Raw genomic sequence first — 23,151 nt, forward strand, 5'->3', positions numbered from 1 at the left:
TCTGCTCCGCGCCCTTACCGGACTTGCGCCACGGTCTGCTGCGCGGCGTCCAACGCCACGGTGTCCTCGGCGCCAACCTCGACCGCCGCGCCGTTGTGCAGGCGCAGCTGGCCTGAGGTCACGACCTGGTCGCCCGCCTGCAAGCCTTCGGTCACGACCACGCGGCCGCGCACGCGCTCGGCCGTCTTCACATAGGCCTGGCGGACCGTCGGGCCGGCGGACGCCTCGCCCGCCTTGGGCGGGTTCAGCACGTAGACGGAATCGCCATAGGCGCTGTAACTGACCGCGGTTTCCGGCACGGTGATCACGCCGGGACGCGCGGGCAGGCCGATCTGGCCCTGGGCATACATGCCGGCCGCGAGCGCGCCGTCGGCGTTAGGCAGGGTCGCCTGCACGCGCACGGTGCGCGACCCTGCGTCCACTTGCGGCTCCACGGTGGTGATCTGACCTTCGAAGACGCGTCCCGCATGGGCGTCCACGGTCACCGCCACCGGCTGGCCCGCGCGCAACGCGCCCATGGCCTGCTCGGGCAGGGTGATGTTGGCGTACATGGCGGAAGCGTCGGTCAGCGATACCAGCGGATCGCCGGCGCGGGCGAATTGCCCCAGGTTCACGCGGCGCACGCCCAGCACGCCGTCAAACGGCGCCTTGACGCGCTTTTGCTCGATCAGCGCCTGCACCCGCTTGATGTCGCCCGCGGCCTGGTCGTAGTCGGCCTGCGCCTGGTCCAGTTGTTCGCGCGTGGCGGCCTGTTGCGGCAGCAGGCGGCGGGTGCGGTCCAGCAAGGCGCGCGCATTGCGCGCCTGGGCCTGCAGCCGGGCCAGTTCGCCCTGCTCGGGCGCGTCGTTCAATTGCACCAGCAACTGGCCGGCCTGGACCTGCGCGCCCGAGGCGAACAGGATACGGTCGACCCGGCCGTCCACTTCGGCCGCCACCTGCACCTGGCGCGCCGCCTCCAGCGAGCCGATGCCGCTCAGCGTGACAGGGAAGTCCGCCTGCCGCGCGGCGGCCACCGCGACCTTGGCCGGCGCCATGGCCCAGCCGCCCTTTTGCTGCGCGCCGCCGTACTTCCAGTACAGTCCGCCGCCCGCCAGCGCCAGCGCCACGACCCCGGCCGCCCACGCTCCTGATTTCGCCTTCATGATTGACTCGCTATTTATCAAAGAATGTTCTTGGATAATCCACGATATCGGGCATTTCGTCAAAAGGGTTAATCCAATCCCCTGCATAGCGGCGGACTATGGCGCGCAAGCCCCTGCGGGCCGTGTGGGCAAAAAAAAACCGCCAGCAGGCTGGCGGTTTCGTGGAGCGCAACGCGGCTAGGTCCGCACCATGTGCAGATAGTGGCGATGCCGTTCGTACTGGTCCAGAATGTCGCCGATGACGGCGTCGCGGCTCCAGCCCATGATGTCGTAATCCTGCCCGCCTTCGCGCAGGTGGACCTCGGCGCGGAAGTACTTGCGCTCGTCCTCGTCGGCCGCTTCCTCGGGCGTGAGGCTGGGACGCACGAAAGCCTCGGGCTGCACCGCGTAGGAAAAGTCCAGGTGCTCGCCATGGGAGACTTCCATGATCACGCCCTCGTCGTTGCCGTGTTCGCGCACTTCCACTTGGTAGCCCTGCTTGCGCAGTTCGTCCGCCACGTCTTCCATGGCGGGCCGCACCACGTCGCTGATGAAGCGCTGCACATGGGCGCGGCGCGGCATCATGACCATGTTGCGCAGGCGCCGCTCCCATGACTGTCCGCCGCGCGCGGGGCGTGACAAGGTCAGCGACTGGTAGCGGATGCCGCGCTTGGTCGCGTCCAGCTTGAGCGCCTTGAACAGGCCCCACAGCGACAGCAGCAGAATGATGGAGAAAGGCAGCGCGCTGGCGATGGTCGCGGTTTGCAGGGCCGTGAGGCCATCGGCCAGCAGCAGCGCGATCGCCACCGCCCCCATCAGCACCGACCAGAAGATGCGTTGCCACACGGGCGTGCGGTCCGAACCGCCGGAGGCCAGCAGGTCGACCACCAGCGCGCCCGAGTCGGCCGAGGTCACGAAGAACACCGCCACCATCGCGATCGCGACGACGGACAGCACCCCGCTCCAGGGCAATTGTTCCAGGAAGGCGAACAGCGCCAAGGAAGAATCGGCCTGCACCACTTCCGCCAGGCCCTGCACCTTGTCGACCAGGATCATGTGGATGGCGGTATCGCCGAACACCGTCATCCAGAACAGCGTGAAGCCGGCCGGCACCAGCAGCACGCCGGTGACGAATTCGCGGATGGTGCGGCCGCGCGAGATGCGCGCGATGAACAGGCCCACAAAGGGCGACCACGCAATCCACCAGCCCCAGTAGAACAGCGTCCAGCCGCCGATCCAGTCGGTGGGTTCGTAGGCATACAGGTTGAAGGTCTTGTTGACGATGTCAGACAGGTAGGCGCCGGTGTTCTGAACAAAGGTCTGAAACAGGAACACCGTCGGGCCGACCACCAGCACGAACAGCAGCAGCACCGCCGCCAGCACCAGATTGGTCTCGGACAGGATGCGGATCCCCTTGTCCAGGCCGCTGGCCACCGATAAGGTCGCCAGGCCGCAGGTGACGATGACCAGGATGATCTGCGTGGTCACGCCCACCGGAATGCCGAACAGATGGTTCAGGCCGCTGTTGATCTGCGCCACGCCCAGGCCCAGCGAAGTCGCCACGCCCAGCACCGTGCCGATGATGGCAAAGATGTCGACGGCATGCCCGATGGGCCCGTGGATGCGGTTGCCGATCAGCGGATACAGCGCCGAACGCAGGGTCAGCGGCAGCCCGTGCCGATAGCTGAAGAATGCCAGGATCAGCGCCACCACCGCGTAGATGGCCCAGGCATGCAGGCCCCAGTGGAAGAAGGTGATCTTCATGGCTTCACGGGCCGCAAGGGCGGTGCCCCCCTCGCCCACGGGCGGCGCGATGAAGTGCATCACGGGCTCGGCCACGCCGAAGAACATCAGGCCGATCCCCATGCCCGCGGAGAACAGCATCGCGAACCAGGTGAAGTTGCGGTAATCGGGTTCACTGTGGTCGGGTCCCAGCTTGATGTCGCCATACCGGCTGACCGCCAGGAATACCACCGCGATCAGGATGATGGCCACGACCAGGATATAGAACCAGCTGGCGTTGCCCAATATCCAGCCCTGCACGGACTCGAACAGGCTTTGCGCGACCTTGGGCGCCAGGATCGCGAACCCCACCAGCAGCAGCGTGAACACGGCCGCCGGAAAGAACACTGGGCGATTGATGGTGGATGGTCGGGTTTCTGAAGTCATGCTGCCGCTCCTTTCGCCCGAGGGTTGGAAATTCCAGCGCGCGTCCCCCCTCAGTCCGGCCGCGCGCCGCAAGTATTACTATCACGGCCTAAGGCCGTCTGACAATCTGAAACCGCAAGCCGGGCCGGCCAGAGGAGAGATATCCCATGATCGATCACCTGGACCATCTGGTCCTGACCTGTACCGACCCCGACGCCACGGTGGACTTCTATACCCGGATCCTGGGCATGCGCCTGGAAACCTTTGGCGAAGGCCGCCAGGCGCTGCGCTTCGGCAACCAGAAGATCAACCTGCACGTGCGCGGCCATGAGTTCGAACCCAAGGCCCACCTGCCCGTACCGGGCGCGCTGGACCTGTGCTTCATCGCCGATCGCCCGCTGGAAGACGTGATCGCGCATCTGAACCGCGAAGGCGCCCGGATCATCGAAGGCCCCGTGCCGCGCACTGGCGCCACCGGCAAGATCCGCTCGGTCTACCTGCGCGACCCGGACCTGAATCTCATCGAAATCTCGGAATTGCTGGCCTGAGGCCGGGAACCGGCCGCCTTAGTCGGTCTTCGGTTCGCCGAAGACCACGCTGCGGAAGAAACCGGCCAGCACGGCCTCGGTCATTTCCGGCGTGACGGCCTGCGGGTCGAAGGCATAGCTGAACTGCATGCCGTCCGACAGGGCCAGCAGGCCCAGTGCCATCTGTTCCGGCGGCATGCGTAGCGGCGTGCCGACCCGCGCGGAAAACTGGCGGATGTATTCCGTGGTGGCTTCGCGCAATTCCCGCATGCAAGCCACGAAGCCAGCCCGGAAATCCGGATCGCGCGCCGCCTGCAACTTGCCTTCCATCCACAGCAGGAAACAGTCGTTCTCGCGGTAATGCGTGGAGTAGTACTCCAGCACGCGGGCTTCCATCTGCGGACGCGATTCGCCGTCCTCGAAGATGGCGCGCATGTCGCTCATCACGCTCTCGTGATCGCGCCTGAGCAGTTGCAGGAACAGTTCAGACTTGCTGGTGAAGTTGGAATAAAAGGCCCCGCGCGTGTACCCCGCCTGCTCGGCGATGTCCTCCACGCTGGCAGCCACGAATCCCTTGGCAAGAAAGATCGATTGCGCAGCGTCGAGCAGACGCTGGCGCGTCTGGTCACGGCTTTGCTCTCGCGTAAGGCGGACTTTTGACATGGCGGGAGTTTAGCACTGGGGAGCATTTCAGATTCAATATTGAATTCGAATTCATACCTGTATTAGAATCCAGGCCGTATCGGGTCGAAACCGGCCCTTATTCCCGAATCTCCGCGCCGCGAGGTGTTCCGTGACTTGCCCTGGCCCTGCCGCGCGCTTTGCCGCGCGCGCCGCCGCGGCCGCCTCTGCGGCGCCGCTTTCACCCTCCAACCGCTCCCGCCATTGGCCGCGCCTGTGGTCGCTGCCTGCCGCCGCGTCACTCGCTCTGCTGCTCGCTGCCTGCGGCCGCAATGAAGCGCCGCCGCCCGCGCCGCGCCCTGTGGTCGCCATGCCCGCCCAGGCCGATGAACGCCTGCCGGCCTGGACGCTGCCTGGCGAAGTGCAGGCGCGCTACAGCACCCCGCTGTCGTTCCGGGTCAATGGCAAGATCATCGAGCGCCAGGTCCGGCTGGGCGATGCCGTCACCCCCGGGCAGATCGTCGCCAAACTGGATCCGGCCGACGCCGCCAAGAACGCGGCCAGCGCCCGCGCGCAGCTGTCGGCGGCCCAGCACCAGCTGGACTACGCGCGCCAGCAGCTGGACCGCGACCGCGCCCAAGCCCGCGAAAACCTGATCGCCGCGACCCAGCTGGAACAGACCCGCAACGCCTACGCCGCGGCATTGGCGCAACGCGACCAAGCTCAACAGCAGGCGGCGTTGGCGGCCGACCAGCTCAAATACACCACGTTGCAGGCCGACCATGCTGGCGTCATCACCGCGGAGCAGGCGGACACCGGACAGAACGTGGCCGCCGGCGAACCGGTCTACAGCCTGGCCTGGTCCGGCGACATCGACGCCATCTGCGACGTGCCGGAAAGCGTGCTGGCGGGCCTGGCCATCGGCCAACGCGCCAGCGTCACGCTCGGCCCGCTGCCCGGCCAGACGTTCTCCGCGGTGCTGCGCGAGATCGCGCCGGCCGCGGATCCGCAAAGCCGCACCTATCGCGCCAAGCTCACGCTGGAATCCCCGACCCCGGACGTGCGCCTGGGCATGACGGCCAATATCAGCTTCGACAACCGCTCTGGCGAAAACCTGACGACCTACACCGTGCCGGCCACCGCGCTGTTCCATGACGGCCCCGCGCCCGCCGTGTGGATCGTCAAGCCGGACGCCGACACGCTGGAGCTGCGCCGCGTCGAGGTGCTGCGCTACGACGCCCGCACCGTCACCCTGTCCAAGGGCCTGCAGGCGGGCGAACGCGTGGTCTGGCAAGGCGTGCATGCGGTGGCCGCCGGCGAGAAAGTCCGCGCCGTGCCGCCGCTGCATCCCGAGGATTTCGCCTCATGAGCGGCCCGCAGCATGACGCTTCCGTGCAGGCGCATCGCCACGAGGAAGGCCGGTTCAACCTGTCGGCATGGGCGCTGCGGCACCAGCCGCTGGTCATCTTCATCATCACGCTGATCACGCTGTTCGGCGTCCTGTCGTACTCGAAGCTGGCGCAATCGGAAGATCCGCCTTTCACCTTCCGCGTCATGGTCATCAAGACGCTATGGCCCGGCGCCACTGCGCAGCAGGTGCAGGAGCAGGTCACCGACCGCATCGCCAAGAAGCTGCAGGAAGCCCCCAACACGGACTTCATGCGCAGCTACTCGCGGCCGGGCGAATCGCTGATCTTCTACACCATGAAGGACTCCGCGCCCGCCAGCACCGTGGCCGAACAGTGGTACCAGGTGCGCAAGAAGGTCGGCGACATCGCAGCCACGCTGCCACCGGGCGTGCAAGGCCCCTTCTTCAACGACGAATTCGGCGACGTCTATACCAACATCTACACGCTGCAGGGCGACGGCTTTTCGCCCGCGCAGCTGCATGACTACGCCGACCGGCTGCGCACCGTGCTGCTGCGCGTGCCGGGCGTGGCCAAGGTGGACTACTTCGGCGATCAGCCTGAGCACATCTACGTCGAGATCTCCAACACCCAGCTCACGCGGCTGGGCGTGTCGCCGCAGCAGATCGCCCAGGCCATCAACAGCCAGAACGCCGTGACGAGCGCGGGCACGCTGACCACCGCCGACGACCGCATCTTCGTGCGGCCCAGCGGCCAGTACGCCAACAGCCGCGTCCTGGCCGACACGCTGATCCGGGTCAACGGCAAATCGATCCGGCTGGGCGACATCGCCACCATCCGCCGCGGCTACCAGGATCCGGCCATCGAGCAGATGCGGCTGGGCGGCAACGCCGTACTGGGCATAGGCATCACCATGCAGCCGGGGCGCGACGTGGTCCATCTGGGCAAGGCTTTGAGCGCCAAGTTCGAGGAACTCCAGGCCCAGTTGCCCGCCGGGCTGACGCTGAAGGAAGTCTCCAGCATGCCCAAGGCGGTATCGCATTCGGTCGACGACTTCCTGCGCTCCGTGGCCGAAGCCGTGGCCATCGTGCTGGCGGTGAGCCTGGTGTCCCTGGGCCTGCGCACCGGCATGGTGGTGGTCATCTCGATCCCGGTGGTGCTGGCGGTCACGGCGCTGTTCATGGACATGTTCGGCATCGGCCTGCACAAGGTATCGCTGGGCACGCTGGTGCTGGCGCTGGGCCTGCTGGTGGACGACGCCATCATCGCGGTCGAGATGATGGCGGTAAAGCTTGAACAGGGCTGGAGCCGCGCGCGCGCCGCCGCATTCGCCTACACCAGCACTGCCTTTCCCATGCTGACCGGCACGCTGGTCACGGTGGCGGGCTTCCTGCCGATCGCGCTGGCCAAGTCCAGCACGGGCGAATACACCCGTTCCATCTTCCAGGTGTCCGCCATCGCGCTGATCACCTCGTGGTTCGCCGCCGTGGTGCTGATCCCTTTGCTGGGCTACCGCATGCTGCCGGAACGCAAGCGCGAAGCCCATCTGCCCGACGACCACGAACACGACATCTACAACACCCGCTTTTATCAGCGCCTGCGCGGCTGGGTGGGCTGGTGCGTGGACCGCCGCTACCTGGTGCTGGGCGCCACGGCGCTGATCTTCGTCGTGTCCATGGCCTGCTTCCGCTTCGTGCCACAACAGTTCTTCCCCAGTTCCGACCGCAGCGAACTGCTGGTGGACGTGCGCCTGCAGGAAGGCGCCTCGTTCGCGGCTACGCTGCGCCAGGTCGAGCGGCTGGAAAAGGCGCTGGAGGGCCGTCCGGAAATCGATCACTCGGTCAGCTTCGTTGGCACCGGCGCACCGCGCTTCTACCTGCCGCTGGACCAGCAGCTCGCCACCCCGAACTTTGCCCAGCTGGTCATCACCACGCATTCGGTGGAGGACCGCGAGAAGCTCGCGCAATGGTTGCAGCCGGTGCTGCGCGAGCAGTTCCCGGCCATACGCAGCCGCCTGTCGCGCCTGGAGAACGGCCCGCCCGTGGGCTTCCAGGTGCAGTTCCGCGTGAGCGGCGACAGGATCGCCGACGTGCGCGCCGTGGCCGAGCAAGTGGCCGCCGAGGTCCGCGCCGATCCGCGCTCGACCAATGTGCAGTTCGACTGGGACGAACCGTCCGAACGTTCGGTGCGCTTCGAGATCGACCAGCAAAAGGCGCGCGAGCTGGGCGTCAGTTCCAGCGATATCTCGGACTTCCTGGCCATGACCCTGTCGGGCTACGCGGTCACGCAATACCGCGAACGCGACAAGCTGATCACCGTGAGCCTGCGCGCGCCGCAAGAGGAGCGGATCGATCCCGCGCGCCTGGCCACCCTGGCCATGCCCACGCCCAACGGCGCGGTGCCGCTGGGCAGCCTGGGCCACGTGCGCTATGACCTGGAGTATGGCGTCATCTGGGAACGCGACCGCCAGCCCACCATCACGGTGCAGGCGGACGTCGCGGCGGGCGCGCAAGGCATAGACGTCACCCGCGCCATCGATGCCAAGCTCAACACCCTGCGCGCCGGGTTGCCCGTCGGCTACCGCATCGAGGTGGGCGGCCCGGTGGAGGAAAGCGCAAAAGGCCAGTCCTCGATCAATGCCCAGATGCCGCTGATGGCGGTGGCCGTGCTGACCCTGCTGATGCTGCAGCTGCAAAGCTTCGCCCGCGTGCTGATGGTGGTGCTGACCGCGCCGCTGGGGCTGATAGGCGTGGTCGCGGCGTTGCTGCTGTTCGGCAAGCCCTTCGGCTTCGTGGCCATGCTGGGCGTGATCGCCATGTTCGGCATCATCATGCGCAATTCGGTCATCCTGGTGGATCAGATCGAACAGGACATCGGCGCCGGCCACAAGCGCGTGGACGCCATCGTCGGCGCCACGGTGCGGCGTTTCCGCCCGATCACGCTGACGGCCGCGGCCGCCGTGCTGGCGCTGATTCCGCTGTTGCGCAGCAACTTCTTCGGCCCCATGGCCACCGCCCTGATGGGCGGCATCACCATCGCCACCGTGCTGACGCTGTTCTTCCTGCCGGCCCTGTATGCCGCGTGGTTCCGCGTCCGCCACGACGAGCGCGACGAACCCGAAGGCGTGCCGCCGGGCGCCAACGCCGGCGACACGGTGGAACGGGGAGCATGACGATGACCCAACTTTCCTTGCGCGTGGCCGCCCTGCCCTTGATGCTGGCGCTGGGCGCCTGCGCCTTCGCGCCCAGCAGCAAGCCGCCCGCAGTCGCGCAACCGACGCAGTACGGCGTCGAAGCCACGCCCCCCGCGAGCGCCGCCGCCCAGGGCGTTGCGCAGCGCTTCGAGCAAGGCGCGCGGCCCGTGCCCGAATGGTGGAAGCGCTATGAATCGGAGGCGCTGAACGCGCTGGTGGCCGAAGGTCTCGCCAACAGCCCGGACCTTGCCGCCGCCGAACGCAACCTGGCCGGCGCGCGCGAACAGCTGCGCGGCCAGGTGAATTCATCGTTACTGCCTTCGGTGGACGCGGGCGCCGATGCCTCCCGCCGGCGCGCGCTGACCATGCCGAACCTGCCCGAACCGACGGCGCAATACAACGTCTTCACCGGCCAGGTCCACGCCAAGTACGACCTGGACCTGTTCGGCGCGGCGCGTTTTGCCAACGCCTCGCTCGCGGCCCAGGTCGAGCAGCAGGCCTTTCAGCTGGAGTCGGCCCGCCGTTCGCTCGCCAGCAACATCGTCACAGGCGCCATCACTGCTGCGGCGCTGGCCGAACGCGTGGCGTTGACGGAGAAGCAGGTGGTGCTGGCGCGGCAGGTCGCGCGCGACACGCAGCGCCGCTACGAACTGGGCTCGGCCTCGCAGAACGACGCGCTGGACGCGGACCAGGACGCCGCCACGCTGGAAGCGTCGCTACCCGGCCTGCGCGCGCGCTGGCATGCGACGCGCCATGCGCTGGCGGTGCTGCTGGGCCGCAATCCGGACCAGGCTCCGCCCGATCTCGCCTTCAGCATGCTGGCCGTGCCGCAACAAGTGCCGGTGGTGGTGCCGTCCGAACTGCTGGCCGCGCGCCCGGACATCCTGTTCGCCGATGCGGTGGTGCAGGCCGCGGCGGCCGACGTGGGCTTGGCCACCGCGCAGCTGTTCCCCAGCCTGTCCTTGTCCGCGTCCATGGGCAAGAGCGGCTTCAATTGGCCCGCTGCGATGTCGGGCGCCGGCGCCGTCTGGGCCATCGGCGCTTCGCTCACGCAGCCTATCTTCCATGGCGGGGCGCTACTGGCCGAGCGCAGCGCGGCCAAGGAACGCTACGAAGCCGCGTTGCTGCAATACAAGCAGACCGTGCTGACCGCCTTCCGCGACGTGGCCGACACGCTGTCGCGGCTGGACGCCGACGGGCAGGCGCTGGCCTCCGCCGAAGCGTCGCGCCGCGCCGCGGAGCAGTCCTACCGCAACACCGCCAGCCGCGTGCGGCTGGGCGCGCTGGCGCCATATACCGAGTACGCCGCCGAGCAGTACTACGTGGCGGCCCGCCTGCGCGAGATCGAATACGCCAATGCGCGCCTGACCGAAACGGCGGCGCTGTTCCAGGCCATGGGGTCGCCGGCCCGCGCCGCGCAGCAATAGGCGCATCCGGCCACATCCGGCGACACGCGGCCATGGCCGCGGCGGATCGGCAAGCAAACCCTCGCGCTCACGGCGCGGGGGCTTGTTCCTTCATGCGCGTGGCCAGCGCCAGCGATTCGATGCGGCGGGCGGCCGACTGCAGCAAGGCCGTGGTCTTGTCCTGCGCGATAGTGTTGAGCCGAGCCGCAAGAAAGGTGACGGTCAGCGCGCCGAACACGCGCCGGTCTTCCTGGAACACCGGCACCGCGATGCCCGCCCGTTCTGGCGAGATCTCGCCCACTCCCAGATAAAAACCCTGCACCCGGATCCGGTCCAGCTTGCCGGTGAATTCGGCCTGCGTCGCCCCCAGGCCCAGGTCGCGGATCTCGTCCGCATGGGCCTCGTACAGGCGGCGCTGATCCTTGCGCGGCAGGAAAGCCACGATGGTCTTGGCCGTGGCGCCGCGGAACAGCGGATGGGCGCGGCCGCGGCCGTGCGGAATGCCCAGTTCGTCGGGTCCGCGCTCGTGGTGGATGTTGAGGATGCGCAGGCCGTGGATCACGCTGAGCAATACGTCGCCGCCCACCTGATCCACCACCTCGCGCATGATCGGACGCGCCACGCCCAGCACCGGATCGCCGTCGATGATGAGGTGGTCCAGTTCGATGATGCGCGGCCCCAGCTTGTAGCCTTCGCCGGTCACGCGCAGCAGATAGCCCAGGTCCGTCAGGTCGCGGATGTAGCGGTAGCCCGTGGGCGCCGAATACGACAGGCGCGAAATGATCTCTTCCGCCGACAGCACCGGGGTTTCCAGGCTGAAGAGGTCAAGTATCGCTAGGGCTCGCTTCAGGGTGGACATGGCGGTCGTGGGACGGGGAACAACGCGGGATCGGGCGCAGCGTATCACAGGGATGCCCGCGGCGCGCCTGGGCCATAGGCGCTGACTACCAGATCCTGACTCCCCTCCAGACGCAAACTATCGTTTTTCTATTTTTTATCATTTATAGATAAAAACTAATTGGATTAGATAATTTTTTATCGAATAATGATATTCAAGCAATGGGCAGATTGACGTCCAACACGCCACTGCACCTGCGGAAAACATCAGGGGAAAATCCATGAAGCAGTCTTGCGGCACCAAGGGCGGCATCAGCCGCCGGCATTTCCTGGGGGCTTCGGCCGCCACCTTGGCCAGCGCGGCGCTGGCGCGGCCCGGCCGCGCCTGGGCGGCCGGTTATCCGGCCGAACGCGCCATCCAGTTCATCGTGCCCTTCCCCGCTGGCGGCGGCACCGACCTGGTGGCGCGTCCGCTGGCCCAGGGCATCGGCGAAGCGCTCAAACAAAGCGTGGTCGTCATCAACAAGGGTGGCGCCGCAGGCAACATCGGTACCCAGCAGGCCGCGCGTTCGGCGCCGGACGGCTACACCATCGCGCTGGGCTCCACCGGTACGCACACGGTGAACCAGAGCCTGTACGAGAACATCGGCTATGACCCGGTCAAGGACTTCGAACCGGTGTCCATGGTCTGCTACTACAACAACGTGCTGGTGGTGCATCCGTCGTTTCCGGCGCGCACGCTGCAGGAGCTGGTCGCCATCATCAAGGCCAATCCGGGCAAGTACTTCTATGGCATCACGCAGAACGGCAGCTCTGCGCACCTGGCCATGGAACTGCTCAAGGCCACGGCCGGCCTGGACCTGCCCGGCGTGCCGTACAAGGGCGCGGCAGCCGCGGTCAACGACTTCCTGGGCGGACAGTTCCCGATCCTGATGGATGTGGTGATCAACCAGCAGCAATTTATCCGCGGCGGCAAGTCGCGCCCGCTGGCCGTGACCTCGGCGCAGCGCGCGCAGGCGCTGCCCGACGTGCCGACCGTGGCGGAATCGGGCTTTCCCGGCTATCAGGCCATAGGCTGGAACGGCGTGTTCGCGCCCGCGGGCACGTCCGCCGCCATCATCCAGACGCTCAATGGCGCCGTGCAAAGCGCGCTCAAGCAGCCCGCCCTGGAGCAATTGACGCAGAACGGGCTGGAGCTGCACGGCAGCACCCCGCAAGAACTGAGCCGTTTCGTCGCCACCGAAAGCGAAAAGTGGCGCACGCTGATCAAGAGCGCCAACATCAAGGCCACCTGATGCAACGCATACCCTATGGCGTCCCCGTGGACGCCCACTCCAATCCCTGGCTGGCGCTGGACCGCGAGCTGCGCGCGCAGGGCCTGCGCGCCGCGGGCGCCGCGCCGGTGCGCGCGGTGGTCTGCGTCACCGTCCACGTCGACGGCCCCGCCGTCGAGGTCGGCCGCAAGCAGTTCCCGGCCGGTCCCCACACCGCGGGCCGCTATGCCATCCGCCGCGGCGTGGCGCGGCATCTGGAGATCCTGGCGCGCCACGGCATGCCGGCCACGTTCTTTGCCTGCGGCTATGACGTCGAGCACTATCCGGCGACCTTCCACGACATCCTGGACGCGGGCCACGAGATCGCCGCCCACGGCTATCTGCATGAAGCCTGGGACCTGGGCGATGACGAGCCCGCGCTGCTGGAAAAGACCCACCGCATCATCCAGCGCGAGCTGGGCGTAACGCCCGCGGGCTGGTGCTCGCCCTCGGGCCGCAAGAGCCATCGCACCCTGCCCGCGCTGCGGCGGCTGGGTTACTGCTACGACGCCAGCGAAAAGGACCAGGACCGTCCCTACCTGCCGGCGGACACGACGGACTTCATCATGCTGCCGAACAACACGGTCTCGCTGGACGACTATCCGTTCTACTTCTCGGGACACAGCCTCGCCGCGGAAGCCTGTGACAACTGGGTGCAGGAATTCGAGGCGCTGCGCGCAGCCGAAGGCTATGTGCACCTGACCGTACACCCCAAGGCCGCCGGCGGCTCCGGCACGCCGGCCCGCGCCGCGGCGCTGGACCGCTTCCTGGCCTATCTGGCCGCACAACCCGATGTGCATGTCATGACGCTGGAAGCGCTGGCGCGGCACTGCCTGGCCCGCCCCGACGCCTGGAGAAGCGCATGAGCGCCGACAAAACCGTACTGGTCACCATCAATGTGCAGGGCATCGGCCCCGAAGCCGCGACCCAGCCCGAAACCTCGCTGCACGGGCGCGACGCGCATGGCCGCTACACCTACGGCGGCGGGCTGGCGCGCGTGCTGGACATGCTGCGCCGCCAGGACATCCGCGCCACGCTGTTCTGGCCGGTATTCGAAGCCGAACGCTGCCGCGGCCTGCTGGAGCAGAGCCTGCGCGACGGCCACGAGGCCGCCTCGCACGGCAATGCCTACGAAGACCTGCCCGCGCTGGGCGAGCGCGAAGGCGAAGTGCTGGAACGGGCCCGCGACCGGCTGGCCGAACTGACCGGCTCCGCCCCGCAAGGCTTTCGCTATGCCAGCGCGTTTACCGCCAATACCGTGCCGCTGCTGCACCAGCTCGGCTATCGCTACGACAGCAGCGCCATCGACGACGACGCCCCCTACGCGCTGGACGCGGACGGCGGCCCCGGCATGGTGGAGCTGCCCTGGAGCGAAGGCCTGTGCGACGCCACCCATTTCAGCCGCCGCGTGACGCAGGACCGTGCCTATGCGCACTGGGTGGAGCAAGGCGATGCGCTGCTGGCGACCGATGGTTATGCCTGCCTGACCCTGCATCCGCGCGCCGACAACGGCGTCGGCCGCGCGGCCAGGTTGGTGAAAGTCGAGCAATTGCTGGAGCGCTTCCGCGCCGCAGGCGCCAGCTTCAAGACCTGCTCCGAGCTGGCCGCCTCCCCCCATACGCGCTGAACGCAAGACGCCCATGGCGTGCTTGCACTGGTAAACCCTGAGCAATATTGGCGCCAAAATAAGCTAACATTTTTTCGCCATCCAATTCCCACCCCCAGATTGCGGCGCGGCGCGCCGCCCAAGTCCATGACCCAGATCACCCAATTTCCCTTCGTATCGGTTTCGGGCGCGCCCGAGGCCCGCGGCCGCTCGTATGGCCAGCAAGCCGCCGACCGCGTGCGCAAGAGCGCCAAGATGTACGGCCAGACCCTGGTCGACCTGGGCTATGACGCCATGGCGCGCACCCAGCTGATCAATGGCTTCGCCCGCGAGATCGAGAACTTCGCGCCGCACTACCTGGAAGAAATGCGCGGCATCGCCGCGGGCGCCGACGTGCCTTTCGAAGACATCGTGATGGTGAACGCGCGCACCGAAGTCATCGCCAAGGCCCGCGCCGAGAAGAAGAAGGCCGCCGAGCTGGAGCCGGGCGACGGCTGCACCGGCGCGCTGATCCTGCCGACCCGCTCGGCCAACGGCCGCCTGATCCATGGCCAGAACTGGGACTGGCGCGCGGAATGCGCCGAGACCGCCATCGTGCTGCGCGTGCGCAACGACAACGGCCCCGACATGCTGACCTTCGTCGAAGCGGGCGGACTGGCGCGCAGCGGCCTGAACAGCGCCGGCGTCTCGATCACCGCCAACTACCTGGAGTCCGACCGCGACTTCCGCCAGCTGGGCGTGCCGCTTTCGTTGATCCGCCGCAAGGTGCTGGAACAGGAACACTTCGCGCTGGCGATCAAGGCGGTGGCGACCACGCCCAAGTCCTGCTCGAACAACATCATGATCGGCATGGCGGCGGGCTTCGGCGTCGACTACGAATGCACCACCGATGAAGCCTTCCCCATCTACCCGGGCAGCGACGATCTCATCGTCCACGCCAACCACTGGGTCAGCGAAGTGGCCCTGAGCAAGCTGCGCGACACGGGCCGCGCCAGCACGCCGGAAAGCGCTTACCGCGACTGGCGCGTGCGCCGCCTGCTGAACGAGGAATCCAAGCTGACGCGCGAAGACTTGAAGCGCGCGCTGTTCGATGACTTCGGCGCGCCCTATTCCGTGTGCCGTCCGCCGCGCCCCGGCAGCCACGACAATCTGTCGGCCACGGTGGCGATGGTGATCATGGAGCCCGAGGCCGGCCTGATGGAAGTGGCGCCGCTGCCGGCGCTGAACCGCAGTTTCACCCGCTACAGCCTGACCGCCGAACCCGAACTGCTGGCTGCCGCCTGAAGCGGCGCGCCCGCGCAACCCCAGGAAAACGTATCGATGAAAAACCATTTGTTGAGCGCCGCGGTTGCGCTGGCGCTGGGCTCCATGGCCGGCGCGGCCTGGGCGCAATCCGCCCCGCCGCTGCGCATTTCGTTCACGGCCGATATCCGCTCCACCGAACCCGGCGTGAACCGCGACAGCAACAGCGACGCGGTGGTGCTGCACATCGTCGAGGGCCTGGTGGCCTACGGAGAGGACGCCGAGGTGCGGCCGCTGCTGGCCAAGTCGGTGGATATCAGCGCGGACGGCAAGACCTATACCTTCAAGCTGCGCGAAGGCATCAAGTTCCACAACGGCAAGCCGATGACGTCGGCCGACGTGCTGTGGACCTGGCAGCATTACACCGCGGCCAATTCGGGCTGGCGTTGCGCCAGCGAGTTCGACGGGCGCGGCACGGTCAAGGTGACGGGCGTGGAAGCGCCGGACGCGCAGACCGTGGTCTACCACATCGAAAAGCCCAGCAGCCTGTTCCTGGCGACGCTGGCGCGCGCCGACTGCGGCGGCACTGGCATCCTGTCCAAGGATTCGGTGCGGGCGGACGGTTCCTGGGACAAGCCCATCGGCACCGGGCCGTTCGAATTGGCGGAATGGAAGCGCGGCGAGTACGTGCGGCTGACGAAGTTCGCGGGCTATTCGAACCTGGACGGCAAGCGTGACGGTTATACGGGATCGAAACGGCCGCTGGTGGACGAGGTGCGCTTCCTGATCGTGCCGGACGATTCCACCGCCAAGGCGGCCCTGCAGCGCGGCAACATCGACATCATCGAGGACGTGTCCAATAGCGACGTGCCGGTGCTGCAAGGCACGCCGAACGTCAAGGTGGCGCATGCGCCGGTGATGAGCATGACGGCATTGCTGATGCAGACCAAGGATCCGGTGCTGGCCAATCCGAAAATGCGGCAGGCGCTGGCGCACGCGATCGATTACCAGCAACTGGCGGCGGCGGTGACGGAAGGCCTGGCTCAGCCCAACAATTCGATCGTTCCGCTGGTGTCGCCCTACTATGACGCGGCGCAGAAGCAGGGCTGGAACTACGATCCGGCGCTGGCGCAGAAGCTGCTGGGCGAAGCGGGCTACAAGGGGCAGGATCTGACGATCCTGACGACCAAGCGCTATCCGCAGTCGTACAACTCGGCGGTGATCATCCAGGCGATGCTGCAGGCGGTGGGGATCAAGACGCAGTTGTCGGTGGTGGAATGGGCGACGCAGCTGGACCGCTATAACGCGGGCACTTACCAGATGATGACGTTCCCCTATTCGGCGCGGCTGGATGCGGCGCTGAACTACGAGATGGTGACGGGGGACAAGGCGAAGCAGCCGCGCAAGGTCTGGGACAATCCGCAGGCGCTGAAGCTGATCGAGGCGGCGTCGTCGGATACGGATCATGCGAAGCGGCAGGCTTCGTTTGATCAGCTGCATAGGCTGTTCCTGGCGGATGTGCCTAGTATTCCTTTGTATAACGGGTTGGATATTGGGGCTTATCGGGCGGATATCAGGGGGTATCAGCCTTGGGCGGTCAAGAAGCCGCGGGCTTGGGAGGTGGAGCGGGTTTCGGCGCCTTGATGTTGGTTTTGTTGTCTTTGTTGGTGCCTTCGTTGTCTTCGTAGGTCGCCCGGCGGCGCGGGCCCTGAGGCTGCTCGCGCCCACGATTGCGGTCCGGAGCGTTCGCTCCGGACTGCCCCGTCGTCATCGTCGTCACCGCCTGCGGCGGCTCCTTCCGATTCCCTCGGGCGCATCGAGGTTGCTCGCAGCCTCAGGGCCCGCGCCGCCGGGCTACGAGTTTCTTGGTTCGCTGCGCGGTTAGACCCGTGGGTAGTGGCGAGGTTTGCGGGGCCCGCCGCTTGCGGCCGCGCAGGCGGCCGCAAGCAGCTTACGTGGTGGTGGGGCGTCGGGGCGGTGTGCGCTGGCGCGCTGGCGTGGGTCTTGTTTTTTCTCTACTCGCAGTTTCCTCTCCCCGCAGTTTTCCCTCCGCTTTTTTCTTCTTCTCCCCGTCTCACTCCTCTCAGATTGGCTGGCAGCATCAGTCCGGCCTATTAGGGATACTACTGGTATCTCTTTGGGATACCAGTGGGGTACCTTCTCGTCCATTGCGCCGGACGGCAACTCGGAGTCTCTGCCGTCCGCGCCTTTTTCTTACGCTGCAATACACATGAACGCTACGCAACGCACCTATCAAACCCTGCTGGACCAGATCGTTTCGCGCCGGATTCCGGCGGGGGAAGTGTTGGAGGAACGCCGACTGGCGGATGAGCTGGAGGTGTCGCGCACGCCTTTGCGCGCGGCCATGAACCGGTTGTTGGGTGAAGGGATGCTGGAGCGGCTGTCCAACGGGTCCATCGTGGTGCGCTCGTTTGGCGTGACGGACCTGCTGGAGCTGCTACAGATCCGCAGCCTGCTGGAGAGCGAAGCCGCGGCGATGGCGACCGGGCGGATTCCGGCGGAGCCGTTGGAAGGGCTGCGGGCGCGGCTGCAGGCTTTGCTGGATGCGAAGACGCCGGACGAGAAGTCGGATTGGGAGGTCGACAACGCGCTGCACGATCTGGTGGCGGCGTATTGCGGCAACCGGAATCTGGCGACGATGATCACGGCGACGCGGCGGCAGGTGCGGATGTGCGATGTGGAGCGGCTGCCGCAGCGGCAGGTGCAGGCGCGGGAAGAACATCTGGCGATTGTGGAAGCGCTGCTGTCGGGGGAATCGACCCGGGCGCGTCAGGCGATGGCGGCGCATCTGGAGAACGTGCGGCGCAGCTACGTGAATTCGCTGGGGTATCTGAGCCATGGCGCGTGACATGGATGTCTCCCCGCTCGTGATCCGCCCGCGGCCGCTCACGCCGGAGGCCTTCGCGCCTTATGGCGAAGTGATCGCGCACCAGGGCGCGGAGCGCCGTCACCATCTGACCGAGCCCATGCGGCACAGCCCCGAAGTTGTGCGGCACGCCAGCTGGGTCAGCCGGGTGCAGGCGGCGCCGCCCGGGCCGGTGGAGATCCGGCTGATGGAGCGCCACCGCTATGCGGCGCAGAGTTTCGTGCCGCTGACGGACTCGCCCTATCTGGTGGTGGTGGCGCCTACCGGGGCCGACGACCTGCCCGACATGGCGCGGCTGGAAGCGTTTCTCGCAACCGGCAGCCAGGGCGTGTGCTACCGCGTGGGCGCCTGGCATCACGGCCTGACCGTGCTGCGGGGGCCGGCGGAGTTCCTGGTCCTGATGGGCCAGACCGGCCGCGGCGATGACGACGAGTTCTGGCAGGCTCCGGCTCCGCACGCCCTGGTTTCGATTTCCGATTGACTCTATCCCGATGGCTAGCCCGCTATGACTACCGATCATCCCCACTTGCGCCGCGATTTCGTCGGCTACGGCGCCAACCCGCCCGATCCCCGTTGGCCGGGCGGCGCGCGCCTGGCGTTGAATCTCTGCATCAACTACGAGGAAGGCGGCGAGCCTTCGGTGCCGGACGGCGACGCTGAATCCGAAACCGGACTGACCGAGGGCGGCGCGGGCGGCTTCGCCGGGCGCGACCTGGCGGCAGAGTCGATGTTCGAGTATGGCAGCCGGATCGGCTTCTGGCGCGTGCACCGGCTGCTGCAGGAGCGCGGCATGGCGGCCACGATACTGGGCTGCGGCCTGGCGCTGGAACGCAATCCGGAAGTCTGCGAGGCCATCAAGGCGGCGGGCTATGACGTGTGCGCGCACGGCTGGCGCTGGGAACGGCACCAGAACCTGACGCTGGAAGAGGAACGCGAGCGCATCCGCCGCACCGTGGAATCGATCACCCGCACGGTGGGCTCGCGGCCGCTGGGCTGGTATTGCCGCTACGGCCCCAGCCTGAACACCCGCGCCCTGCTGGCCGAGGAAGGCGGATTTCTCTACGACTCCGACACCTACAACGACGAGCTGCCCTACTGGACCGAAGTTGCCGGCAAGCCTCATCTGCTGGTGCCCTACGGCCTGGCCAACAACGACGCCAAGTTCATCCGCGGCGGCATGGCCACGGGGCAGGACCTGTTCGAGTACCTGTGCGACGCGTTCGACATGCTGTACGAGGAAGGCGCCACGGCTCCCAAGATGATGTCCGTGGGGCTGCATCTGCGCCTGGTCGGCCAGCCGGGCCGCGCGGCGGGCCTGGCGCGCTTCCTGGACCACGTGGCGGCGCACGGCGACGTCTGGGTCTGCCGGCGCGCCGACATCGCGCGCCACTGGCATGCGCACCATCCGGCCGCCCAGGACGCCGCGCGCTGATTCATTTTCTGCATCGCCCACGTTTTCTCATCAGGAGAGCAGCATGTCGAAGTACCAGAAAATCAATCGCCGCGGCCTGCTGGCCACGGCCCTGGCCGGGTTGCTGGCGCTGGGCCTGAGCCCGGCGGCGCAAGCCGAGGCCTATCCCAGCAAACCGATCCGCATCGTCGTGCCCTTCCCGCCCGGCGGCGCGGCCGACACCCTGGCGCGTGCTCTGTCGCAGCAGTTGAACGACACGCTGGGCAAGCAGGTCATCGTGGAAAACCGCGCCGGCGCGGGCGGCACCATCGGCACCAATGCGGTGGCGCGAGCGGAGCCCGACGGCTACACGCTGCTGCTGGGCAACGTGTCCACGCTGGCCATCGCGCCCAGCCTGTATCCGAACCTGAACTACGACCCGGTCAAGGACTTCACGCCGATCACGCTGGTGGGCAAGAGCCCGCTGGTATTCGCGGTCAATCCGGGCCTGCAGGCGAAGAACCTGCCCGAGCTGATCGCCCTGGCGAACAAGGATCCGGGCAAGCTGACCTTCGGCTCTTCCGGCGCGGGCAGCATCACCCACCTGACCGGCGAAGTACTGAACCTGGCCACGGGCGGGAAACTGGTGCACGTGCCTTACAAGGGCAGCGCGCCCGTGCTGCTGGCGGTGGCCTCGGGCGAGTTGAGCATGGGCGTGACGCAGGTGGTGGAGATGCTGCCGCAGTACAAGGGCGGCCGGGTCGGCGCCGCGGCGGTGACGGGTATCGAGAAGTCGCCCGCCCTGCCCGAAGTCACGACCGCCGCATCGCAAGGCGTGAAGGGACTGGAAGCCACCACTTGGTACAGCCTGATGGCGCCCGCCGGCGTGCCGGCGGAAGTGGTGCAGCGCCTGCAACCGGCGCTGGAGAAGGTGCTGACCAACGCCGAGCTGCGCAAGCGTTTTGCCGACGAGGGCCTGATCCTGGCGCCGTCCACGCAGGCCGAGCTGAGTGCGTTCCTGGGCAATGAAGTGCGCGATTGGGCCGCGGTGATCAAGCAGGCGGGCGTGAAGCTCGACTAGCGATTCAGGCCGGGCCGCACTGGCGGCCCGGCGCCGTCAAGCGTCTTACTTGCCGTCGCGGACCTTGGTTTCCCAGGCCCGCGGCTTGCCTTCCCAGACCGAGAATCCTTCCACGCGCTTGCTGGATGCCCATGCGTCCGCGCCGTTGTACAGCATCAGCATGGGGGTCTGTTCCAGCATCAGGGCGTGCAGCTGGTCGAACAGCGCCTGGCGCCTGGCCGGATCGGATTCGAGAAAGCTCTCATCGATCAGCTTCTGCGCCGCCGGATCATCCCAGACCTTGCGCGGCTGCTTGGCCTTGTCGCCCGAAAATTGCTCGAAGCTCAGCGACGGATCCAGGCGCGAAGAGAACGAGAACGAGCTGATCTGGTACTTGCCGGTGTTGTAGCGGTCCAGCTGCGTGGCCCATTCCAGCACCTCGATCTTGGCGTTGATGCCCACCGCCTGCATCATGGCCTGGGCGATCACCGCGACTTGATAGCTCGGTACGTGGGCGCGCTTGTTGGCGTAGATGACCACGGGCTCGCCCTTGTAGCCGGCTTCCTTCAGCAATTGCTGCGCCCGGGCCGGATCGTATTTGTAGCCGCGCTTTTCCGCGTCCTTGTAATAAGCCGACCCCGCGTAGACGGCGGAATTGTTCAGCTGGCCCAGGCCTTCTGAGGCGGCGGCCACGACCTGCGGAATATCCAGCGAGGCGGCGATGGCCTGGCGGATCTTCACATTCTTCAGGACCGGATCCTCGGTCTGGAACAGCAGCACGTGCTTGACCGCGTCATGCGGGCTGAACACCGTCAGGTTCTTGGCGTTCTTCAGTTCGCCCACGTCGGTGTTGGTGATCTGCGCGGCGTCGATCGCGCCCGACAGCAGGCCTGCCTTCGAAGTGGAAGGATCCGGCACCACCAGGAATTTGACCTCGTCGGCCAGCGGACGCTTGGACCCCACGTAGCCGTCCGGTTTGTCGCCGGCGGGCGAGACGTAGTCCTTGTAGGCCGTCAGCAAGGTGTATTCGCCGCGCTTCCAGTCCTTGAACATGTAGGGGCCGGTGCCCACCGGCTTGATCCAGGAACCGTCGGCCGCGACCGAATCCTTGGAGATGATGGCGGTCATGCCGCAATCGGTGCGGGCCAGCGAATCCAGGAACACGGCCGACTTGCGGTCCACCTTCATCACCACGGTCTGCGCGTCGGGCGCGGACACGTCCGTCACTTTCAGGCCGTTGCGGCCGTCGAAGTCGCTGCGGCAGCGCCAGTCCGTCTTGGGATCCATGTAGCGCTGCCAGCTCCAGATCACGTCGGCCGAGGTCAGTGCGGCGCCGTTGTGAAACTTGACGCCGTCGCGCAGCTTGAAGGTGTAGGTCAGGCCGTCTTCCGACAGGTCCACCGACTTCGCCAGCAGAGGGCCCACAGTGCCGTTCTCGCGGTAGCCGACCAGACCTTCCACGATGTTGAGCACCACGCCGTCAGTAGTGTTGTCGCGGTTGACGCCGGGGTTGGTCGAGCGGATGTCGGCGGGCTGGGCGATGGTCAGCAGCGCGGCCTGGGCCGAACCGGCGGCGGCCAGCGCCAGGCTGAGCGCGAGCGCTCTGGGTACGAAAACGTGGTGCATGCAAAAACTCCCCGGCGTGCGGCGCAAAATTCACGCATATATTGGCGCCAAAATTAGCTGCCCATTATGAGCGGAATGCGCCGCTCCGCTATCGGGGGTATCCCTGAAGACGCCGCCGGAATGAAAAACGGCGGCCTTCTTTCCGAAGGCCGCCGCATGCGTGCAGCGCGGGACACGCTGGCAGCGTCAGGAGATGTCCTGCCCCACGTGCTGGGCAATGATTTTTTGCAGACGCTTGACGTCGCGGGCTTCCAGCGCGTCCACCATGTCGAAATGCTCGCGCGCGGAGATCTCGATGCGCGAACGCGTCACCCATTCCTTGGCTGGCGCCGCCGGGCCGCGGGCGCGCGTTTCGTGGATCAGCGCGACCAGTTCGCGATTGCGGCACATGTCGTACATGCCCGCGTGGAAAGCCAGGTTGACCTCGTACTGTTCCAGCAGCGTGCCGTCCTGCAACAGCTTGGCGAAGCGTTCGGCCAGGGTGCGCAGTGCCTTGACTTTGCCCGCGGTGACGTTGGGCATCAGGTCCGCCGCCGCGCCCGTTTCCAGCAGGATGCGGATGTCGCGGATCTGCAGATGCTGGTCCGGATCCATGGCATAGACGTGATAGCCCCGGTTCGGGATGTGCGCGATCAGCCGCTTGGCGGCCAATTGGTCTAGCGCCCGCCGGACGTCCAGACGCTTGGCGTCGTAGCGTTCCTGCAGGTCGATCTGTTTCAGCCAGGCGCCGGGACCGTAAACGCCCGCCTGTATATCGTGGGCGATGCGATCAACCAGGCCGGGTTGCGCCGTTGCCGCTTTCGGCAT

Annotated in this window: 19 protein-coding genes; 13 read left to right on the forward strand and 6 right to left on the reverse strand. The window is 66.9% G+C overall.

Translation table 11 applies throughout. The features are described 5' to 3' along the window. Positions 1-14 precede the first annotated feature (14 nt). Positions 15-1,142, reverse strand: a complete 1,128-nt coding sequence (locus tag IB268_RS17730) for an efflux RND transporter periplasmic adaptor subunit (protein WP_192352580.1) — start codon at positions 1,140-1,142, stop codon at positions 15-17. A 177-nt stretch (positions 1,143-1,319) separates the two neighbouring features. Continuing rightward, positions 1,320-3,290 carry a choline BCCT transporter BetT gene (locus IB268_RS17735; RefSeq protein WP_054450443.1) on the reverse strand — a complete coding sequence of 657 codons (1,971 nt, stop codon included), beginning with the start codon at positions 3,288-3,290 and terminating at the stop codon, positions 1,320-1,322. Between the two features lie 146 nt (positions 3,291-3,436). Here IB268_RS17735 and IB268_RS17740 point away from each other — a divergent pair, with 146 nt between their 5' ends. After that, positions 3,437-3,817: a VOC family protein gene (locus IB268_RS17740; RefSeq protein WP_054450441.1), complete on the forward strand. Its 381-nt coding sequence runs from the start codon at positions 3,437-3,439 to the stop codon at positions 3,815-3,817. Positions 3,818-3,835: 18 nt separating this feature from the next. Here the strand turns inward: IB268_RS17740 and IB268_RS17745 are convergent, their stop codons facing one another. Then, entirely contained in the window at positions 3,836-4,459 is a 624-nt protein-coding gene (locus tag IB268_RS17745) for a TetR/AcrR family transcriptional regulator (protein ID WP_119449046.1), read from the reverse strand. A 232-nt stretch (positions 4,460-4,691) separates the two neighbouring features. On the opposite strand from IB268_RS17745, the gene IB268_RS17750 reads away from it, so the two are divergent. Genes IB268_RS17750 through IB268_RS17760 form a run of 3 tightly spaced genes read left to right on the forward strand, consistent with a single transcriptional unit; the run spans position 4,692 to position 10,404 of the window. Continuing rightward, the gene (locus tag IB268_RS17750; protein WP_082400744.1) at positions 4,692-5,786 is read left to right on the forward strand and encodes an efflux RND transporter periplasmic adaptor subunit; all 1,095 of its coding nucleotides are present in this window, start codon (positions 4,692-4,694) and stop codon (positions 5,784-5,786) included. After that, entirely contained in the window at positions 5,783-8,956 is a 3,174-nt protein-coding gene (locus IB268_RS17755) for an efflux RND transporter permease subunit (RefSeq protein WP_175159630.1), read from the forward strand. Before IB268_RS17750 ends, IB268_RS17755 begins: the two co-directional genes overlap by 4 nt. Before the next feature lie 2 nt (positions 8,957-8,958). Then, positions 8,959-10,404 carry an efflux transporter outer membrane subunit gene (locus tag IB268_RS17760; protein WP_192354727.1) on the forward strand — a complete coding sequence of 482 codons (1,446 nt, stop codon included), beginning with the start codon at positions 8,959-8,961 and terminating at the stop codon, positions 10,402-10,404. A 67-nt stretch (positions 10,405-10,471) separates the two neighbouring features. Here IB268_RS17760 and IB268_RS17765 read toward each other — a convergent pair whose 3' ends face one another. Beyond that, positions 10,472-11,242, reverse strand: coding sequence for an IclR family transcriptional regulator (locus IB268_RS17765; RefSeq protein WP_082400661.1), 771 nt, complete (start codon positions 11,240-11,242; stop codon positions 10,472-10,474). 259 nt (positions 11,243-11,501) lie between these two features. Between IB268_RS17765 and IB268_RS17770 the strand changes: the two genes are divergently transcribed. The 9 genes from IB268_RS17770 (at position 11,502) to IB268_RS17810 (ending at position 20,739) form a co-directional block, all read left to right on the forward strand. Continuing rightward, the gene (locus IB268_RS17770; protein WP_054450434.1) at positions 11,502-12,515 is read left to right on the forward strand and encodes a tripartite tricarboxylate transporter substrate binding protein; all 1,014 of its coding nucleotides are present in this window, start codon (positions 11,502-11,504) and stop codon (positions 12,513-12,515) included. Further along, positions 12,515-13,399, forward strand: coding sequence for a polysaccharide deacetylase family protein (locus tag IB268_RS17775; protein WP_192329896.1), 885 nt, complete (start codon positions 12,515-12,517; stop codon positions 13,397-13,399). Before IB268_RS17770 ends, IB268_RS17775 begins: the two co-directional genes overlap by 1 nt. Further along, positions 13,396-14,160: a polysaccharide deacetylase family protein gene (locus IB268_RS17780; RefSeq protein WP_125473042.1), complete on the forward strand. Its 765-nt coding sequence runs from the start codon at positions 13,396-13,398 to the stop codon at positions 14,158-14,160. Before IB268_RS17775 ends, IB268_RS17780 begins: the two co-directional genes overlap by 4 nt. Positions 14,161-14,286: 126 nt before the next feature. Beyond that, on the forward strand, positions 14,287-15,423 hold the full coding sequence (locus IB268_RS17785) for a C45 family peptidase (RefSeq protein ID WP_054451307.1): 1,137 nt from the start codon (positions 14,287-14,289) through the stop codon (positions 15,421-15,423). Positions 15,424-15,459: 36 nt separating this feature from the next. Next, complete coding sequence (locus IB268_RS17790) at positions 15,460-17,025, forward strand: ABC transporter substrate-binding protein (RefSeq protein ID WP_192354576.1); 1,566 nt, start codon at positions 15,460-15,462, stop codon at positions 17,023-17,025. A gap of 586 nt (positions 17,026-17,611) precedes the next feature. Beyond that, complete coding sequence (locus IB268_RS17795) at positions 17,612-18,250, forward strand: GntR family transcriptional regulator (RefSeq protein ID WP_054450430.1); 639 nt, start codon at positions 17,612-17,614, stop codon at positions 18,248-18,250. A gap of 1 nt (position 18,251) precedes the next feature. Then, positions 18,252-18,749, forward strand: coding sequence for an ureidoglycolate lyase (locus IB268_RS17800; protein WP_225588993.1), 498 nt, complete (start codon positions 18,252-18,254; stop codon positions 18,747-18,749). A gap of 24 nt (positions 18,750-18,773) precedes the next feature. Next, positions 18,774-19,700: an allantoinase PuuE gene (locus tag IB268_RS17805; RefSeq protein ID WP_192354577.1), complete on the forward strand. Its 927-nt coding sequence runs from the start codon at positions 18,774-18,776 to the stop codon at positions 19,698-19,700. 43 nt (positions 19,701-19,743) lie between these two features. Continuing rightward, positions 19,744-20,739: a tripartite tricarboxylate transporter substrate binding protein gene (locus IB268_RS17810; protein WP_119449042.1), complete on the forward strand. Its 996-nt coding sequence runs from the start codon at positions 19,744-19,746 to the stop codon at positions 20,737-20,739. A gap of 45 nt (positions 20,740-20,784) precedes the next feature. Here IB268_RS17810 and IB268_RS17815 read toward each other — a convergent pair whose 3' ends face one another. Both IB268_RS17815 and IB268_RS17820 read right to left on the reverse strand, forming a co-directional pair. Further along, positions 20,785-22,344 (reverse strand): ABC transporter substrate-binding protein, encoded by a 1,560-nt coding sequence (locus tag IB268_RS17815; RefSeq protein WP_082400659.1) that lies wholly within the window; start codon positions 22,342-22,344, stop codon positions 20,785-20,787. A gap of 186 nt (positions 22,345-22,530) precedes the next feature. Continuing rightward, positions 22,531-23,151, reverse strand: coding sequence for a GntR family transcriptional regulator (locus IB268_RS17820; RefSeq protein ID WP_054450425.1), 621 nt, complete (start codon positions 23,149-23,151; stop codon positions 22,531-22,533).

The sequence above is a fragment of the Achromobacter sp. ACM01 genome (genome assembly GCF_014851745.1).
GTDB classification, from domain to species: domain Bacteria; phylum Pseudomonadota; class Gammaproteobacteria; order Burkholderiales; family Burkholderiaceae_B; genus Achromobacter; species Achromobacter aegrifaciens.

What these genes read in the sequence shown, in the direction of transcription:
- IB268_RS17730 (WP_192352580.1), bottom strand. Translation starts at nt 1,142, where the DNA reads ATGAAGGCGAAATCAGGAGCGTGGGCGGCCGGGGTCGTGGCGCTGGCG.
- IB268_RS17735 (WP_054450443.1), bottom strand. Translation starts at nt 3,290, where the DNA reads ATGACTTCAGAAACCCGACCATCCACCATCAATCGCCCAGTGTTCTTT.
- IB268_RS17740 (WP_054450441.1), top strand. Translation starts at nt 3,437, where the DNA reads ATGATCGATCACCTGGACCATCTGGTCCTGACCTGTACCGACCCCGAC.
- IB268_RS17745 (WP_119449046.1), bottom strand. Translation starts at nt 4,459, where the DNA reads ATGTCAAAAGTCCGCCTTACGCGAGAGCAAAGCCGTGACCAGACGCGC.
- IB268_RS17755 (WP_175159630.1), top strand. Translation starts at nt 5,783, where the DNA reads ATGAGCGGCCCGCAGCATGACGCTTCCGTGCAGGCGCATCGCCACGAG.
- IB268_RS17760 (WP_192354727.1), top strand. Translation starts at nt 8,959, where the DNA reads ATGACCCAACTTTCCTTGCGCGTGGCCGCCCTGCCCTTGATGCTGGCG.
- IB268_RS17765 (WP_082400661.1), bottom strand. Translation starts at nt 11,242, where the DNA reads ATGTCCACCCTGAAGCGAGCCCTAGCGATACTTGACCTCTTCAGCCTG.
- IB268_RS17770 (WP_054450434.1), top strand. Translation starts at nt 11,502, where the DNA reads ATGAAGCAGTCTTGCGGCACCAAGGGCGGCATCAGCCGCCGGCATTTC.
- IB268_RS17775 (WP_192329896.1), top strand. Translation starts at nt 12,515, where the DNA reads ATGCAACGCATACCCTATGGCGTCCCCGTGGACGCCCACTCCAATCCC.
- IB268_RS17780 (WP_125473042.1), top strand. Translation starts at nt 13,396, where the DNA reads ATGAGCGCCGACAAAACCGTACTGGTCACCATCAATGTGCAGGGCATC.
- IB268_RS17785 (WP_054451307.1), top strand. Translation starts at nt 14,287, where the DNA reads ATGACCCAGATCACCCAATTTCCCTTCGTATCGGTTTCGGGCGCGCCC.
- IB268_RS17790 (WP_192354576.1), top strand. Translation starts at nt 15,460, where the DNA reads ATGAAAAACCATTTGTTGAGCGCCGCGGTTGCGCTGGCGCTGGGCTCC.
- IB268_RS17795 (WP_054450430.1), top strand. Translation starts at nt 17,612, where the DNA reads ATGAACGCTACGCAACGCACCTATCAAACCCTGCTGGACCAGATCGTT.
- IB268_RS17800 (WP_225588993.1), top strand. Translation starts at nt 18,252, where the DNA reads ATGGATGTCTCCCCGCTCGTGATCCGCCCGCGGCCGCTCACGCCGGAG.
- IB268_RS17805 (WP_192354577.1), top strand. Translation starts at nt 18,774, where the DNA reads ATGACTACCGATCATCCCCACTTGCGCCGCGATTTCGTCGGCTACGGC.
- IB268_RS17810 (WP_119449042.1), top strand. Translation starts at nt 19,744, where the DNA reads ATGTCGAAGTACCAGAAAATCAATCGCCGCGGCCTGCTGGCCACGGCC.
- IB268_RS17815 (WP_082400659.1), bottom strand. Translation starts at nt 22,344, where the DNA reads ATGCACCACGTTTTCGTACCCAGAGCGCTCGCGCTCAGCCTGGCGCTG.
- IB268_RS17820 (WP_054450425.1), bottom strand. Translation starts at nt 23,151, where the DNA reads ATGCCGAAAGCGGCAACGGCGCAACCCGGCCTGGTTGATCGCATCGCC.